Origin of the sequence: Micromonospora vinacea (assembly GCF_015751785.1) — a bacterium.
Lineage (GTDB): Bacteria > Actinomycetota > Actinomycetes > Mycobacteriales > Micromonosporaceae > Micromonospora > Micromonospora vinacea.
Genome location: NZ_JADOTY010000001.1, coordinates 5212228 through 5227307, shown reverse-complemented (window position 1 = coordinate 5227307; position 15080 = coordinate 5212228). Strand labels below are relative to the sequence as shown.

The following is a 15080-nucleotide window of genomic DNA, read 5'->3' as shown; positions in this document are numbered from 1 at the left end:
GACGACAGCGCCGGGGCCCACTCACGCGGGCCCCGGCGCTTTCTCGTCACACAGTCAGCTGTCGGCCTGCCCGGGCCGATCCTCCAGGTCCGCGGAGCCCGCCGAACTGGTCGGCTTACCCGCCTCCCCGGTCGGCACGCTCGGCGTGTCCGGCAGGTCGCTCGCCGGCGGCGCCGCCTTCCCGTCCAACAGCGCGGTCAGCGCGGCCCCGGTGATCCGCCGGAACGTCCGGCCGACCCGCTGACGGTCCAGTACCGCCACCTCGAGCTGGTTCGCGGCGATCGTCCGGGCCGCCCCGCCCTCCCCGCCGACACTGCTCAGGGCCTGCACGGCGACCTTCGCGGCCTCCCCGAGCGACATGTCGGGCCGGTGGTTGGACTTCAGCACACCGGTGATGGCCTCGGCCTGACCGCCCATCGCCATCCGCCCCGGCTCGTCGTTCACCGAACCGTCGTAGGTGAGCCGGTACAACTCGTCCTCGGCGGCGGTGGCCCCCACCTCCGCCACGCAGATCTCCACCTCGAACGGCTTCGACTGCTCGGTGAAGATCGCACCCAGGGTCTGCGCGAACGCATTGGCCAGGGCGCGCCCGGTCACGTCCCGCCGGTCGTAGCTGAGCCCGTTCAGGTCGGCCATCCGCACACCGGCCCGACGGAGATTCTCGAACTCGTTGTACCGACCGACAGCGGCGAAGCCGATCCGGTCGTAGATCTCACTGACCTTGTGCAGGGCGCTGGAAAGGTTCTCCGCGACGAAGAGCACGCCGCCGGAGTAACTCAAGACCACCGCGCTGCGCCCCCGGGCGATGCCCTTGCGGGCCAACTCGGAACGGTCGCGCATGATCTGTTCGGGCGAGGCGTAGAACTGCATGGCCACGGCGGCGGTTCTCCTTACGGCGCTGTGCTGACGACTGCTGGCTGGTGGGGGTGGACGAGACTAACCGCCCGGGTTCTCCATCCGGCCGGCGACCACGCCCTCGGCGATCGTCGCCGTCTCGGCGTCGGTGAGCCGGTAGGTGCCCTCGGCGGTAGCGGTCATCACCACCGGGTAGATCCGCCGGGTCAGGTCGGGACCGCCGGTCGCGGTGTCGTCGTCAGCCGCGTCGTAGAGCGCCTCGACCGCCAGCCGGGTCGCGTCGGCGACCGACAGCCCGGCGCGGAAACGCTTCTTCAACGCGGACTTGGCGAACAACGACCCGGACCCGATCGCGTCGTAGCCGGTCTCCTCGTACGGGCCACCGGTCACGTCGAAGCTGAAGATCCGACCGGCCCGCGCCGGGTCGGCGGCAGCCAGGTCGAAGCCGGCGAAGAGCGGCACCACGGCGAGCCCCTGCATGGCCGCGCCCAGGTTGCCCCGGATCATCGAGGCCAGCCGGTTGGCCTTGCCGTCCAACGAGAGCATCGCGCCCTCGATCTTCTCGTAGTGCTCCAGCTCCACCTGGAACAGTCGCATCAGCTCGATCCCGATGCCCGCGGTGCCCGCGATGCCGACCAGCGAGTACGCGTCGGCCGGGTGCACCTTCTCGATGTCGCGCTGAGCGATCAGATTGCCCATGGTGGCCCGTCGGTCACCGGCCATCACCACACCCTCGGCGGCCGCGATGGCCACGATGGTGGTCGCGTGCGGTGCCAGGTCGGCGGCCATGCCCGGCGGCAGCGGTCGCCGACCGGGCAGCATCTCGGGGGCCACCCGACTCAGAAACGTCGTGAAGGAGGACGTCCCCGCGTTGGTGAACACATCTGGTAGACGCCCGGATGGATCAAAGCCCGCTGCCACGTGGTTCCTCTCAGGTACGTGATCGCCCTGGCCAGCCTCATGGGACTGTCACGGAACTGGCCAAGACCACCGTTGCAGTTGAAGCAGAGTATCCCGCGCACCCATCCGGTGCGATGATCGTGGTCCAGATGTTGCGGGTCGGCACCGCCACAGATCGCGCAGACCCCGCCCTGCTCGGCCAGGAGCTCCTGAAACTCCTTCTCGCCCACGCCGTACCGCCGCCGCAGGTGGTACTCGCGAGTCCCGCCGTAGAGCCGCTGCGCTGTCTCCTTACCCCGGGCATTATGGCAGGGTTTGCAGTAGCTGTGCCGGCCGCTGGCCTTGGTAGTCGTGGTGGGAAAGTCGTCCAGAGGCTTGATCTGCTCGCAGTCCGGACACCACTTGAGACCTTCCCCGACGGGCGTGGGCGACCTCCGCTGCGGAGCAATGCCGCGCTTGCGCCGGCTCGCCTCCGACCGGACAGCGGCACAGGCTTTGCAGTAGAAGGCGAGCCCGTCTACACGTCGGCGGTCACGGTGAAACTCCGTGCTGCACAGCGTTCTCTTGCACTGCGGGCATACCTTGTCCGGGAGGTCTGCCGAATCGGACATATGCCTCTATTCCCCCCCTTTCTGGACGTAACCCCTCACGAATTCTTCTGCGTTTTCCTCGAGGACGGAGTCGATCTCGTCGAGGAGGTCGTCGACGTCCTCGGTGATCTCGGCGTGCCGCTCGGCCACCTCGGGGTTGGCCTCGGTGGTGACGTCCTCGATTTCCTCGCCCTGACGGGACTTGCCGGACTGCGACTGGCCGCCGCTGTCATGAGTGGCCATTGCTGCCTCCTCCACGATCGTCTGCGATGAACTTACCTCGCGCAGGCGACGAAAAGCCCGCCGCGCGCCGGCTTGCGGCACACGGCGGGCATTCGCACCGGGGCTCAGCCTCCGGTCAACGTCTCCAGCAGGTCCTTGGCGCTGGCGCAGCGGTCGAACAGGGCACCGACGTGCGCGCGCGTCCCCCGCTCCGGTTCCATCATCGGCACCCGAACCAGCGACTCCCGGCCCACGTCGAAGATCACCGAGTCCCAGCTCGCGGCGACCACCTCGGAGGCGTACTGGGCGAGGCAGCGCCCCCGGAAGTAGGCCCTGGTGTCCTCCGGCGGCTCGGTCATCGCGCTGCGCGTCTCGTCGTCGGTGAGCAGCGTCTTCATCGCCCCCCGGCTGACCAGCCGGTGGTAGAGGCCCTTCTCCGGCCGGACGTCGGAGTACTGAAGGTCGACGAGTTGCAGCTTGTGCGCGCCCCAGCCGAGCTTCTCCCGCTCCCGGTAGCCCTCCAGCAGTCGCAGCTTGGCCACCCAGTCCAACTCGTCGGCGCAGAGCATCGGGTCCCGGCCCAGCCGGTCGAGGACGCTCTCCCAGCGGTCGAGCACGTCGATGGTCTGCTCGTCGGCGTCGGTGCCGTACCGGTCGTCGACAAAGGACCGGACCCGCTCCAGGTACGCCCACTGCAGGTCGAGGGCGGTGAGCCGACGGCCGTCGCGCAGTCGCATGCGGTGCGTCAGGGCGGGGTCGTGGCTGACGGCGCGCAGCTCGCTGACCGGGTCGGCGATGCCGAGGTCGGCGCCGAGCGCCTTCTCCTCGATCATGGTGAGGATCAGCGCGGTCGTGCCGACCTTGAGGTAGGTGGAGATCTCGGAGAGGTTGGCGTCGCCGATGATGACGTGCAGCCGGCGGTACTTGTCGGCGTCGGCGTGCGGCTCGTCGCGGGTGTTGATGATGGGCCGCTTCAGGGTGGTCTCCAGGCCCACCTCGACCTCGAAGAAGTCGGCGCGCTGGGAGATCTGGAAGCCGCTCTGGCCGCCGTCCTGACCGATGCCGACCCGGCCGGCGCCGCAGACGATCTGCCGGGTGACGAAGAACGGCGTCAGGTACGCCACGATGTCGGCGAACGGCGTCTGCCGGCGCATCAGGTAGTTCTCGTGGGCGCCGTAGCTGGCGCCCTTGTTGTCGGTGTTGTTCTTGTAGAGGTGGATCGGCTGGGTGCCGGGGATGGTGGCGGCTCGGCGCGACGCCTCGGCCATCACCCGCTCGCCGGCCTTGTCCCAGCGCACGATGTCGCGGGGGGTGGTGACCTCCGGGGTGGAGTATTCGGGGTGGGCGTGGTCGACGTAGAGCCGTGCGCCGTTGGTGAGTATCACGTTGGCTAGGCCGAGGTCTTCGTCCGCGAGGGCCTCGGCGGGGTCGTACGCGGCACCGGAGTAGGTGAAGCCGCGGGCGTCGCGCAGCGGCGACTCTTCCTCGTAGTCCCACCGTGCCCGGCCGCCCCGGTTGAGTTCCGGACGTGCCCCGTAGGCGTTGACCACCTGCGATGAGGTGACCATCGGGTTGGCCCCGGCCTGCCCGGGCACGGAGATGCCGTACTCGACCTCGGTGCCCATGATCCGTCTTACGCTCATCGACCTACCCGCTTCGCTCGCCCGACCCGGTCCACCGTCAGGTCGAGCGTAGTCCGCCCTGGGCGCCTGCACTCTGTAGGTGAGTGCCGGCGGGGCGGAACAGTTCGGTGGATTCGGTGTCGGAATTCGCTGCCGGGGCGACGCCCTGACCTACCCGCAGCGAGGGTGTCCGCCGGGATGGCGGACACCCTCGCTGGTGGGTCAGAGGTACTGGCCGGTGTTGCTGGCGGTCTCGATGGACCGGCCGGCCTCGGCGCCCTTGCCGCCGGAGACGAGCGTGCGGATGTAGACGATCCGCTCGCCCTTCTTGCCGGAGATGCGCGCCCAGTCGTCGGGGTTGGTGGTGTTGGGGAGGTCTTCGTTCTCGCGGAACTCGTCGACGCAGGCGTCGAGCAGGTGCTGCAGGCGCAGCCCCTTGCGACCCGAGGTGAGGAACTCCTTGATGGCCATCTTCTTGCTCCGGTCGACGATGTTCTGGATCATCGCGCCGGAGTTGAAGTCCTTGAAGTAGAGGACTTCCTTGTCACCGTTGGCGTAGGTGACCTCGAGGAATCGGTTCTCCTCGGTTTCGGAGTACATCCGCAGCACCACGGCGTCGATCATCGCCGCGACGGTGGCCTGGGCGTCGCTGCCGTGTTCGGCCAGGTCGTCCGGGTGCAGGGGCAGCCCGGAGAGGATGTACTTGGAGAAGATGTCCTTGGCCGCCTCGGCGTCCGGTCGCTCGATCTTGATCTTCACGTCGAGGCGACCGGGGCGCAGGATCGCCGGGTCGATCATGTCTTCCCGGTTGGAGGCGCCGATGACGATGACGTTCTCCAGCCCCTCCACGCCGTCGATCTCGCTGAGCAGCTGCGGGACGATCGTGTTCTCCACGTCGGAGGAGACACCGGAGCCGCGGGTCCGGAAGATCGAGTCCATCTCGTCGAAGAACACGATCACCGGCGTGCCCTCGCCGGCCTTCTCCCGGGCACGCTGGAAGATCAGCCGGATGTGCCGCTCGGTCTCACCGACGTACTTGTTGAGCAGCTCCGGGCCCTTGATGTTGAGGAAGAAGCTGGTGTGCTTCTCCTTGCCCTGCCGCTCGGCGATCTTCTTGGCCAGCGAGTTGGCCACCGCCTTGGCGATGAGCGTCTTACCGCAGCCGGGCGGGCCGTAGAGCAGGATGCCCTTGGGTGGGCGGAGCTGGTGCTCACGGAACAGGTCCGCGTGCAGGAACGGCAACTCCACCGCGTCGCGGATCTGCTCGATCTGCGACTGGAGGCCACCGATGTCGCCGTAGTCGACGTCGGGCACCTCCTCCAGGACCAGCTCCTCGACCTCGCTCTTCGGGATCCGCTCGTACGCGTACGCCGAGCGGGGCTCGATCATGAGCGAGTCGCCGGCCCGGATCGCCGAGCCGATGAGCGTCTCGGCGAGGTGCACGATGCGCTCCTCGTCGGAGTGGGAGACCACCAGCGCCCGGTCGCCCGGCCCGCCGTTCGGTCCCTCCAGGATCTCCTTGAGCATCACCACTTCGCCGACCCGCTCGTAACCGAACGCGTCGACGATGTTGAGCGCGTCGTTGAGCAGGACCTCCTGGCCGCGCCGCAGGTCACCCACGTCGAGCGAGGGCGAGACCGCGACCCGTAGTTTGCGGCCGCCGGTGAACACGTCCACCGTGCCGTCCTCGTGCTTGGCCAGGAAGACGCCGTACCCGCTCGGCGGTTGCGCGAGCCGGTCGATCTCCTCCTTGAGCGTCACGATCTGCGTGCGAGCTTCCTTGAGGGTGCTCACCAGCCGGTCGTTGTTCTCGGTCAGCCGCGCCAACTGTGCCTGGGTGGCCGCCAGCCGCTCTTCGAGCTGCCGGACGTGTCGGGGGCTTTCGGTCAACTTGCGCCGCACCAGGGCGAGTTCCTCTTGCAGGAACGCGACCTGCGTGGAGAGATCGTGGGCTTCCTTCTCCCACCGTGCGGCGCGCGAGTCCGCGTCGTCGCTACGTGCTGCCACGTCCCACCTCCCCGGGGGGCTTGAACGTTCTGCCCTAACACTAGCCGCTATGAGGCCGATTCGGTCCCACGCAACACCCTCGTCACCGAACCTTGATCGCCAAGGGTGGCCTGACGGGCCGTTACCGGCGTTCAGGTACCGTCGGAGCGTGGCACGGGAGAACATGGGGGGTGCACAGGTGGCCGAGGTCGCGACCGACGAACTGCAGGTCTGGGTCGACCAGGACCTCTGCACGGGCGACGGGCTCTGCGTGCAGTACGCGCCGGAGGTGTTCGAGTTCGACATCGACGGCCTGGCCTACGTCAAGGGCGTCGACGGTGAGCTGCGGATGGCACCGGGCAGCCGGGTCGACGTCCCCGCGCACCTGCGGCTCGAGGTGATCGACTCCGCGAAGGAGTGCCCGGGCGACTGCATCCACGTGGTGCGCGGCGACGGCGTCGAGGTCGCCGGCCCGGACGCCGAGGAAGACTGACCCACCGGCCGGGCCACGCGGCCCGGCCGGGCCCGGTACGGGGTACGCCTCAGAGCAGCGGACGGCCGACCACCGAGGCGACCAACCGCGCGAACTCCTCCAACCGGGCGATCTGCCCGGCCCCGCCGTCGTCGAGGGTCTTGCCGAAGCGGAGCGCGTCGTGTCGGGGGGTGCCCGCCATCTCCTCGCTCGGCGGCGCCTCGTCCAACGAGGTGAGCAGCAGGTAGACGTCGATGCTGTCGACCCTGATCTCGCCGCTCTCGGCACGGTTGAGCCGCCGACGGCAGCCCACCTCGGTGACTGTGGAGACCGGCACCACCCGCAGCGACGAGGTCATCGAGCCCGGCGGGCCCTCCTCCGGAGGTACGTCCTCGCCGTGCCAGAGAATCAGCCGACTGCCATCGCAGACGACGACCTCCTGCCACACCCCGTTGACCTCGTTGACGAAGCGTTCCAGGGTGAAACCGAGCACCGACGCGCCACGCAGCACGCCGCCGAGCGCCTCCAGGGCAACGTCCGGGTCGCGCAGGTAGGCCCGCGCCGCTGATTCCAGGTCCTGGTAGGGCGACCAGTCGGGAAAGACCGCGGGGAGGTCTCCACCGCCGTAGCCCGGTCGGCTCATGCCAGCGTCTCCCAGTGCTCGGCGGTGCCGACACCCAGCTCGATGGTCACGGCCTGTCCATCTCCCCCGCACCGTCGGCCTGGGCGCCTGCCGCCTGGGCGGCCGCGGCCTGTCGGGCCGCCTCCGCCTCGCGCAGGTCCTGGCGGCGCTGCGCGTACGCCTCGGTGCCCTTGCTGGGCTTGCGCCGGCGCGGCGGCGCGGTGACCCCCGGGGCCAGCTTGCGCGCGGACACCAGGAAGGCGGTGTGCGCGATCATGCGGTGGTCCGGGCGGACGGCGAGGCCCTCGGCGTGCCAGTCACGCACCAGGGACTCCCAGGCCCGCGGCTCGGTCCAGCCGCCGCGCTCGCGGAGCGCCTCCACCAGCTCGGAGAGCTGCGGTGTGGTGGCGACGTAGCCGATGAACACCCCACCGGGGACCAGCGCCCGCTCGACCATGTCGAGGGTCTCCCAGGGGGTCAGCATGTCCAGGATGATCCGGTCGAAGCCGGTCTCCTGGCACTGCGCGACGTCGCCGACATGCAGGTTCCACGAGGGGTGCGGCCCGTTGAAGAACGCCTCGACGTTGCGCTTGGCGATCTGGGCGAAGTCGTCACGCAGCTCGAACGAGTGCAGCTCACCCTCGGTGCCGACGGCGCGCAGCAGGGAGCAGCTCAGCGCGCCGGAGCCGGCGCCGGCCTCGAGGACCTTGGCGCCGGGGAAGATGTCGCCCATCGCGACGATCTGCGCCGAGTCCTTCGGGTAGATGACCTGGGCGCCGCGCGGCATGGACAGCACGTAGTCCGACAGGAGTGGCCGCAGGGCCAGGAAGGCGGTGCCGCCCCCGGAGGTGGTCACCACGCTGCCGTCGGGGAGCCCGATCAGCGCGTCGTGCGCCAGGATGCCGCGGTGGGTGTGGAACTCCTTGCCGGGCTCCAGCGTCACTGTGTGCATCCGCCCCTTGGGGTCGGTCAGCTGGACCCGGTCGCCGGGCCGGAACGGCCCCCGGTGCACGGGTGTCAGCGCCGGGTTGGCGGGGTCGGCGGCGACGGTGGAGGGAGTTGCGGTCACGGTGTCATCTTCCGGTTGGGTTCGAGGAGCTGGGCCAGGTCCGCGATGTGCAGAATGCCGACGACATCTTCGCCTGACGTCACCACGTACTGCGCGCCCGGGTGGGTCTGTACGGCCTCCATCACCCGCTCGCCGTCCCACCCGACCGGCAACGTGGGAAGTGTGCCCAGTGACCGGGCTACGGCGTCGACCGCCAGCCACGGTCGGCGCTCGACCGGCACCGCGTCGGCGGCGGCCGGGTCGACCAGCGCCACCGGTCGACCGGTGGAGTCGGTGACCAGCAGCGCGGAGCCGGGCTGCCCGCTCTCGGCGTGTCGGCGTTGGGCCTCGGCCAGCGGCGTTCCGGTGGCCACCGGCCAGGCCGGCCGGGCCAGCCGGGCGAGGTCGATCAGCGGGAACCGGCGGCTGACCCGGGCGGCCCGGATCGACTGCCCGGCGCCGCGCCAGAGGGTGACGGCGACCAGCAGCATCAGCGGCAGCGCCAACGGCGCCAGCCGCCGCTCGACGGTGAGCAGCAGGACCAGGGCGGCGGTGCCGACGGCGACGATCCGGCCGGCCCACCCGGCGACCTCGGTGCCGAGGTGCCGGTCGCGGGTCAGGCCCCAGACGGCGGCGCGCAGCGCCCGGCCGCCGTCGAGCGGCAACCCGGGCAGGCTGTTGAACAGCGCCACGATGACGTTGCTGACCGCGAGCTGGAAGGCGAGCTGGTGTGCCACGGTCCCCTCGGGCAGGGCGAGAGTGGCGGCGACCGCCAGGACGCCGAGCACCGCGGAGACCGCCGGGCCGGCCAGCGAGACCAGCAGGTCGACGCGGGGCGACGGGGCGTCCCGGTCCATCTCGGTGTAGCCGCCGAGCAGTTCCAGGGTGATCCCGCGCACACCGATGCCGTAGCGCCGGGCGGTGAGGGCGTGGCCGAGCTCGTGCAGCAGCACCGAGCCGAGGAGCGACACGACGAACCCGAACCCGATCAGGTAGCCGCTGAGCTGCGGAAGGTCCAGTTGTCGGCGGGCGAACTCGCCGTACAGCACCGCGATGAGCACCGCGAGCAGGACCATGGAGCCGTTGAGGTGCAGCGGCACCCCGAACACCCGGCCGACGTTCAGGCCGAGGCGTCGGTCTGGTCGGCGCGGCGGCCTGGTTGTCTGCTCCATCGCCACGATGCTACGGACCGTCGCTGTGTGGGGCGGGCGGCGGTCGGTGTCACACCGGTGCCCTAACCTTTGCCGACATGACGGCGGAATCGGTCACCACCTCCCAACCCTCCCCCGCGGCGCCGACGCCGCCGACGGTGCGGGCCTCGCTGTCCCCGTCGCGGGCGGCGGATTTCAAGACCTGCCCGCTGCTCTACCGGTTCCGCAGCATCGACCGGCTGCCCGAGCGCACCACCATCGAGCAGGCCCGGGGCACGTTGGTGCACGCGGTGCTGGAGCGCCTGTTCGACCTGCCGGCCACCGGCCGCACACCGGAGGCGGCCGGCGACCTGGTGGCCCCCCAGTGGGACCGGCTGGTCACCGAGCAGCCGGAGCTGGCCGGGATCTTCGACGGGGCGGAGCCGGCCGGCCCGGTGGAGTTCCTCCGCTCCGCCGCCGGGCTGTTGCAGGGTTACTTCGCGGTGGAGGACCCGACCCGGCTGGAGCCGGCCGAACGCGAGAGCCTGATCTCCGCGGTCGTCGACGAGGAGTTGCTGATCCGGGGTTACCTCGACCGGCTCGACGTCGCTCCGGACGGCGCGCTGCGGGTGGTCGACTACAAGACCGGCGGCGCTCCGCGGGAGGCGTTCGAGGCGCGGGCGCTGTTCCAGCTGAAGTTCTACGCCCTGGTGCTGTGGCGCACCCGGGGGGTGGTGCCCCGGGTGCTGCGGCTGCTCTACCTGCGCGACGCCGAGGTGTTGGACTACACCCCGGACGCCGACGAGCTGGTCCGCTTCGAGCGCACAGTGGTGGCGTTGTGGCGGGCGATCGAGCAGGCCACCGCCCGGCAGGATTTCCGGCCCCGGCCGAGCCGGCTCTGCGACTGGTGCAGCCACCAGGCGCTCTGTCCCAGCTTCGGTGGCACCCCGCCGCCGTTCCCGGTCGCCGCGGCGAGCGCCGACCCGCTGCGCGACTCCCGGTCCACGCCGGTGACACCGGGCGCCGACGAGTGACGGCCTGCTGACCGACCCGTACGCCCGGCGCGGCGATTCGGGCCGCCGGGAATCGCCTGCCACGGGCCGACGCCGGAGACCCGACCGCAGCGGTGCCGTCGCGGTCGGGACAGGGCGACCGGCCGGCCTCTACGGTGATCCGCGACGCACCGGCTCCGGTACGCGAGGATGACCGGTGCGCGCCAGGACGTCGGCGGGACGGGAGACGAGATGAGCGATCAGGCGCCCTCGGCGCGGCCGGTGCGGATCCTGCTCGCCGACGACCAGCCGCTGCTGCGGACCGGGTTCCGGATGGTGCTGGGCGCCGAGAGCGACCTGGACGTGGTGGCCGAGGCCGGTGACGGCGTGGAGGCGGTGGAGCTGTCCCGCCGGCTGCTGCCCGACGTCGTGCTGATGGACATCCGGATGCCCCGGATGGACGGGGTGGCGGCGACCCGGGCCATCGTCGATGCCCGGTTGCCGGTACGGGTGCTGGTGCTCACCACCTTCGACCTGGACGAGTACGTGGTGGGTGCGTTGCGGGCCGGCGCCAGCGGGTTCCTGGCCAAGGATGTGCCGGCGGAGGACCTGATCGCGGCGATCCGCACGGTCGCCGGCGGGGACGCGGTGGTGGCCCCGCGGATCCTGCGGCGACTGCTGGACCGCTTCGCCGAGTTGCTGCCCGACCCGGCGGCGACACCGTCGGCGGCGCTCAACGCGCTCACCGACCGGGAGCGCGAGGTGCTCGTGCAGGTCGCCCGAGGGCTGTCCAACGCCGAGATCGCGACGGTCCTGTCGGTGAGCGAGACCACCATCAAGACCCACGTCGGGCATGTGCTGACGAAGCTGCGGCTGCGCGACCGGGTGCAGGCGGTGGTGCTGGCGTACGAGTCGGGACTGGTCCGCCCTCGGGCGTAGCCGGACCGGCCCGGGTACCTCACCCGGCGTACTCGAAGATCCCTCCGTGGGGGGACGGCCACCGTTGCCGCCGTCACCTACCGTGACCGGAGATGGCCTGGTTCGGTTGACCCTCCTGTGGCGTCAGGTGGAAGTGTCGGTGCTGCCGCCCGCCGCCGTGGGGAAAAACGGTCGACCGGCCGTCGACTCAGGGGCAACCCTGATGCGGCATGGGGGTGCACCCGCAGCGGGAAATCCGCGCCGGGTCCCCCCAGGGTCGGACGGGGTGGGCGTACTCAGCACCGATGATTGAACAGTCGCGCCGGACCATCGGGGGGCGGCGTGCATTTTCGGACAGACGGAAGAGGTAGATGACGTGACCGCGACGGTAGGCCAGCAGGCGCAGGCCGCGGCCCGGGCGAACGACGTGTGGAAGGTGTACGGCAGCGGCGAGGCTCAGGTCGTCGCGCTGCGGGGGGTCAGCGCGGAGTTCGAACGTGGCCGCTTCACCGCGATCATGGGCCCGTCGGGTTCCGGTAAGTCGACGCTGATGCACTGCCTGGCCGGCCTGGACTCGGTGACCCGGGGGACGGTGTCGATCGGTGAGACGACGGTCACCGGGCTGGGCGACGCGGGGCTGACGAAGCTGCGGCGCGACAAGGTGGGCTTCATCTTCCAGCAGTTCAACCTGCTGCCGACGCTGACCGCCAAGGAGAACATCCTGCTGCCGCTGTCGATCGCCGGGCGCAAGCCGGACCCGGCCTGGTACGACACGGTGATCGAGACGGTGGGTCTGAAGGACCGGCTGGACCACCGGCCGGCGCAACTCTCCGGTGGGCAGCAGCAGCGGGTGGCGTGCGCGCGGGCGCTGGTGTCCCGCCCCGAGGTGATCTTCGCGGACGAGCCGACCGGCAACCTGGACTCGCGCTCCGGCGCGGAGGTGCTCAACTTCCTGCGTAACTCGGTGCGGGAGCACGGCCAGACCATCGTGATGGTGACCCACGACCCGACGGCCGCCGCGTACGCCGACCGGGTGGTCTTCCTCGCCGACGGCGAGATCGTCTCGGAGCTGATCGAGCCGACCGCCGAGACGGTGCTGGACACCATGAAGAAGCTGGACACCCCGGCCGAGGTGGGCAACTGATGTTCCGCGCGACAATGAAGAGTCTGCTGGCCCGCAAGGTCCGGCTGATCCTGTCCGGCCTGGCGGTGGTGCTCGGAGTGATGTTCGTCTCCGGCGCGTTCGTGCTCACCGACACGCTGGGTCGCTCCTTCGACTCGGTCTTCGCCGACGGTTTCTCCGAGATCGACGTGAACGTCGCGGCGAAGCCGAAGGTGCAGGTCAACGAGATGGAGGGCGAGCAGACCGTCGCCCCGCTGCCGGCCGCCCTGGTGGACCGGGTGAAGCAGGTGCCGGGGGCGGCCTCGGCGACGGGCGTCGTCAACGCCGATGGTGCCCGGGTGATCGGCAGCAACGGCAAGGTGGTCACCTCGTTCGGCCCGCCGCAGTTGGGCGAGAACTGGACCGGCGAGAGCGAGCTGCTGAAGCTGCGCGAGGGGCGGGCGCCGCAGGCCGAGGACGAGATCGTCATCAACAAGGCGTTGGCCACTGCCGCGAAGGTGCAGGTCGGCCAGAAGGTCGGCGTGCTCACCGCGTTCGAGTCGAAGAAGCGGGACTTCACACTGGTCGGCGTGTTCGGTTACAGCGGTGACCGGGACTCGATCGGCGGGGTCAACGAGGTCTTCTTCACCACCCCGGTGGCGCAGCGGCTGATGCTCGGCGAGCCGGATGTGTTCAGCAGCATCACCGTGCAGGCCGCCGACGGGGTCTCCGACGAGAAGCTGCGCGACGACGTGGCCCGCACCCTGGGCGCGGACTTCGAGGTGAAGACCGGCGAGCAGGTGGCCGCGGACGCCTCGGCCAGCCTGAAGGAGGGCCTGTCCTTCTTCAACAAGATCCTGCTCGGCTTCGCCGCGGTGGCGCTGCTGGTGGGCACCTTCCTGATCCTCAACACCTTCTCGATCATCGTGGCGCAGCGGACCCGGGAGTTGGCGCTGATGCGCGCCATCGGGGCCAGCGGCCGGCAGATCATCGGTTCGGTGGTGCTGGAGGCCATCGCGGTGGGCTTGATCGCGTCGGTGCTCGGCCTCGCCGCCGGCATCGGGGTGGGCGCGCTGCTGGCGTACCTGTTCGGCAAGCTCGCCGGTGGGCTCACCCTCGCCGGCATCGGTGTGCCGGCGGCGGCGGTGATCGGTTCGTTCGCCGTCGGTCTGGTGATCACCGTGGTGGCGGCGTTGCTGCCGGCGCTGCGGGCGTCCCGGATCCCGCCGATCGCGGCCATGCAGGACGTGGCCACCCCGGACCGGCCGTTGACCAAGGTCACCGTGGCCGGGTCGCTGGTCACCGGTATCGGCGCGGTGCTGCTGTTCCTTGGGCTCAGCGGCAACGCCGGTGGTCAGACGTTGTCGACCATCCTCGGTGGGGTGCTGTTCGCCTTCATCGGGGTGGCGCTGCTGACCCCGCTGATCAGCCGGCCGGTGGTGAGCCTGCTCGGGGCGATCTTCTCCTGGTCGGTGCCGGGCAAGTTGGGCCGGCTCAACTCCGGGCGCAACCCCCGTCGTACGGCCATCACGGCCGCCGCGCTGATGGTCGGCATCGCGCTGGTCACCGGCGTCACGGTCATCCTCGACTCGGCCAAGGGCAGCATCAGCGCGCTCGCCCAGGACACCATCAAGGCCGAGCTGGTGATCGCCGGCCAGCAGGGCGGCCCGCGTCCGCCGACCTTCGACCCTGCGGTTCTGGACCAGGCCAAGGCCCTGCCCGGTGTGCGGTTGGTCGACGGCGAGTACGGCGACATGGCGCGGATCGACGGCGAGGGCACCTGGGTCGCGGCGAGCAGCGACATCACGTCACTGCGGCAGATCTTCGGCGCGAAGCCGACCGCCGGTGACATCGACCGGCTCGGGCCGACCCAGATGCTCGCCAGCTCCGACACGGCCACGTCCCGTGGCTGGTCGGTGGGCTCCACCGTCAATGTGCAGCTGACCCGGGGCGAGGCACGCACCTACACGATCAGCGGCATCTACGAGTCGTCGCAGCTGACCAACCCGGTGACGCTGCCGGTGACCGCGGCGAAGGACTTCGCCATCCCGCAGCCCATCCAGGGCTTCATCCAGCTGGCCCCGGGCACCCGGGTGTCCGACGTTCAGCCGCAGGTGGAGGCGTTGCTCGCGGACAGCCCCGAGGTGTCGGTGGCCGACCGGGACGCGTTCATCAAGCAGCAGACCAGTTCGCTCGACGGGCTGCTCACGATGATCCAGATCCTGCTCGCGCTGGCCATCGTGATCGCTGTGCTGGGCATCATCAACACCCTGGCCCTGTCGGTGCTGGAGCGGACCCGCGAGCTGGGTCTGCTGCGGGCGATCGGCCTACGTCGGTCCCAGACCATGGGCATGATCACCGTGGAGGCGGTGGTGATCTCGGTGTTCGGCGCGCTGCTCGGCGTGGCGGTGGGCACCGGCCTCGGCGCCGCGGTGGTCGAGGCACTCAAGGACGAGGGCATCACCGACCTGATCCTGCCCTGGGGGCAGATGGGTGTCTTCCTCGGCCTCGCCGCCATCATCGGCGTGGTGGCCGCGGTGCTCCCGGCCGTTCGGGCGGCCCGGATCAACGTCCTGGGCGCCATCGCCCACGACTGATCGGCACTGCCGAGGCCCCCGGTC

The 15080-nt window shown here is 70.4% G+C and carries 14 protein-coding genes; 5 read left to right on the top strand and 9 right to left on the bottom strand.

What is annotated here, in order from left to right:
- Positions 1–54: 54 nt before the first annotated feature.
- The 6 genes from prcA to arc all read right to left on the bottom strand — a co-directional run bounded on the left by prcA (position 55) and on the right by arc (position 6196).
- Positions 55–876, bottom strand: a complete 822-nt coding sequence (gene prcA, locus IW249_RS24575) for a proteasome subunit alpha (protein ID WP_124771101.1) — start codon at positions 874–876, stop codon at positions 55–57.
- 60 nt (positions 877–936) lie between these two features.
- Positions 937–1776: a proteasome subunit beta gene (prcB, locus tag IW249_RS24570; protein WP_196922915.1), complete on the bottom strand. Its 840-nt coding sequence runs from the start codon at positions 1774–1776 to the stop codon at positions 937–939.
- Complete coding sequence (locus IW249_RS24565) at positions 1695–2366, bottom strand: endonuclease VII domain-containing protein (protein WP_196922914.1); 672 nt, start codon at positions 2364–2366, stop codon at positions 1695–1697. Before IW249_RS24565 ends, prcB begins: the two co-directional genes overlap by 82 nt.
- 6 nt (positions 2367–2372) lie before the next feature.
- A complete protein-coding gene (locus IW249_RS24560; RefSeq protein WP_088948111.1) occupies positions 2373–2588 on the bottom strand; it encodes a ubiquitin-like protein Pup in 216 nt (71 codons plus the stop codon).
- A 104-nt stretch (positions 2589–2692) separates the two neighbouring features.
- Entirely contained in the window at positions 2693–4210 is a 1518-nt protein-coding gene (gene dop / locus IW249_RS24555) for a depupylase/deamidase Dop (protein WP_372432995.1), read from the bottom strand.
- A gap of 201 nt (positions 4211–4411) precedes the next feature.
- The gene (arc, locus tag IW249_RS24550; RefSeq protein ID WP_196922913.1) at positions 4412–6196 is read right to left on the bottom strand and encodes a proteasome ATPase; all 1785 of its coding nucleotides are present in this window, start codon (positions 6194–6196) and stop codon (positions 4412–4414) included.
- A gap of 178 nt (positions 6197–6374) precedes the next feature.
- Between arc and IW249_RS24545 the strand changes: the two genes are divergently transcribed.
- Positions 6375–6668, top strand: coding sequence for a ferredoxin (locus tag IW249_RS24545; RefSeq protein ID WP_091408893.1), 294 nt, complete (start codon positions 6375–6377; stop codon positions 6666–6668).
- 49 nt (positions 6669–6717) lie between these two features.
- Here the strand turns inward: IW249_RS24545 and IW249_RS24540 are convergent, their stop codons facing one another.
- From IW249_RS24540 to IW249_RS24530, 3 genes are read right to left on the bottom strand one after another with little or no spacing between them, the layout of a single operon-like run.
- Complete coding sequence (locus IW249_RS24540; RefSeq protein WP_196922912.1) at positions 6718–7290, bottom strand: hypothetical protein; 573 nt, start codon at positions 7288–7290, stop codon at positions 6718–6720.
- Between the two features lie 46 nt (positions 7291–7336).
- Entirely contained in the window at positions 7337–8338 is a 1002-nt protein-coding gene (locus IW249_RS24535) for a tRNA (adenine-N1)-methyltransferase (RefSeq protein ID WP_372432994.1), read from the bottom strand.
- Positions 8335–9426, bottom strand: a complete 1092-nt coding sequence (locus tag IW249_RS24530; protein WP_372433047.1) for a site-2 protease family protein — start codon at positions 9424–9426, stop codon at positions 8335–8337. The genes IW249_RS24535 and IW249_RS24530 overlap by 4 nt, the downstream gene beginning before the upstream one ends.
- 140 nt (positions 9427–9566) lie before the next feature.
- Between IW249_RS24530 and IW249_RS24525 the strand changes: the two genes are divergently transcribed.
- The 4 genes from IW249_RS24525 (at position 9567) to IW249_RS24510 (ending at position 15056) form a co-directional block, all read left to right on the top strand.
- Positions 9567–10481, top strand: a complete 915-nt coding sequence (locus IW249_RS24525; RefSeq protein WP_196922910.1) for a RecB family exonuclease — start codon at positions 9567–9569, stop codon at positions 10479–10481.
- A gap of 210 nt (positions 10482–10691) precedes the next feature.
- Complete coding sequence (locus IW249_RS24520) at positions 10692–11378, top strand: response regulator (protein ID WP_112700581.1); 687 nt, start codon at positions 10692–10694, stop codon at positions 11376–11378.
- Between the two features lie 355 nt (positions 11379–11733).
- Positions 11734–12501: an ABC transporter ATP-binding protein gene (locus tag IW249_RS24515; protein ID WP_112587338.1), complete on the top strand. Its 768-nt coding sequence runs from the start codon at positions 11734–11736 to the stop codon at positions 12499–12501.
- On the top strand, positions 12501–15056 hold the full coding sequence (locus tag IW249_RS24510) for an ABC transporter permease (protein ID WP_196922909.1): 2556 nt from the start codon (positions 12501–12503) through the stop codon (positions 15054–15056). The genes IW249_RS24515 and IW249_RS24510 overlap by 1 nt, the downstream gene beginning before the upstream one ends.
- The last annotated feature ends 24 nt before the right edge of the window (positions 15057–15080 follow it).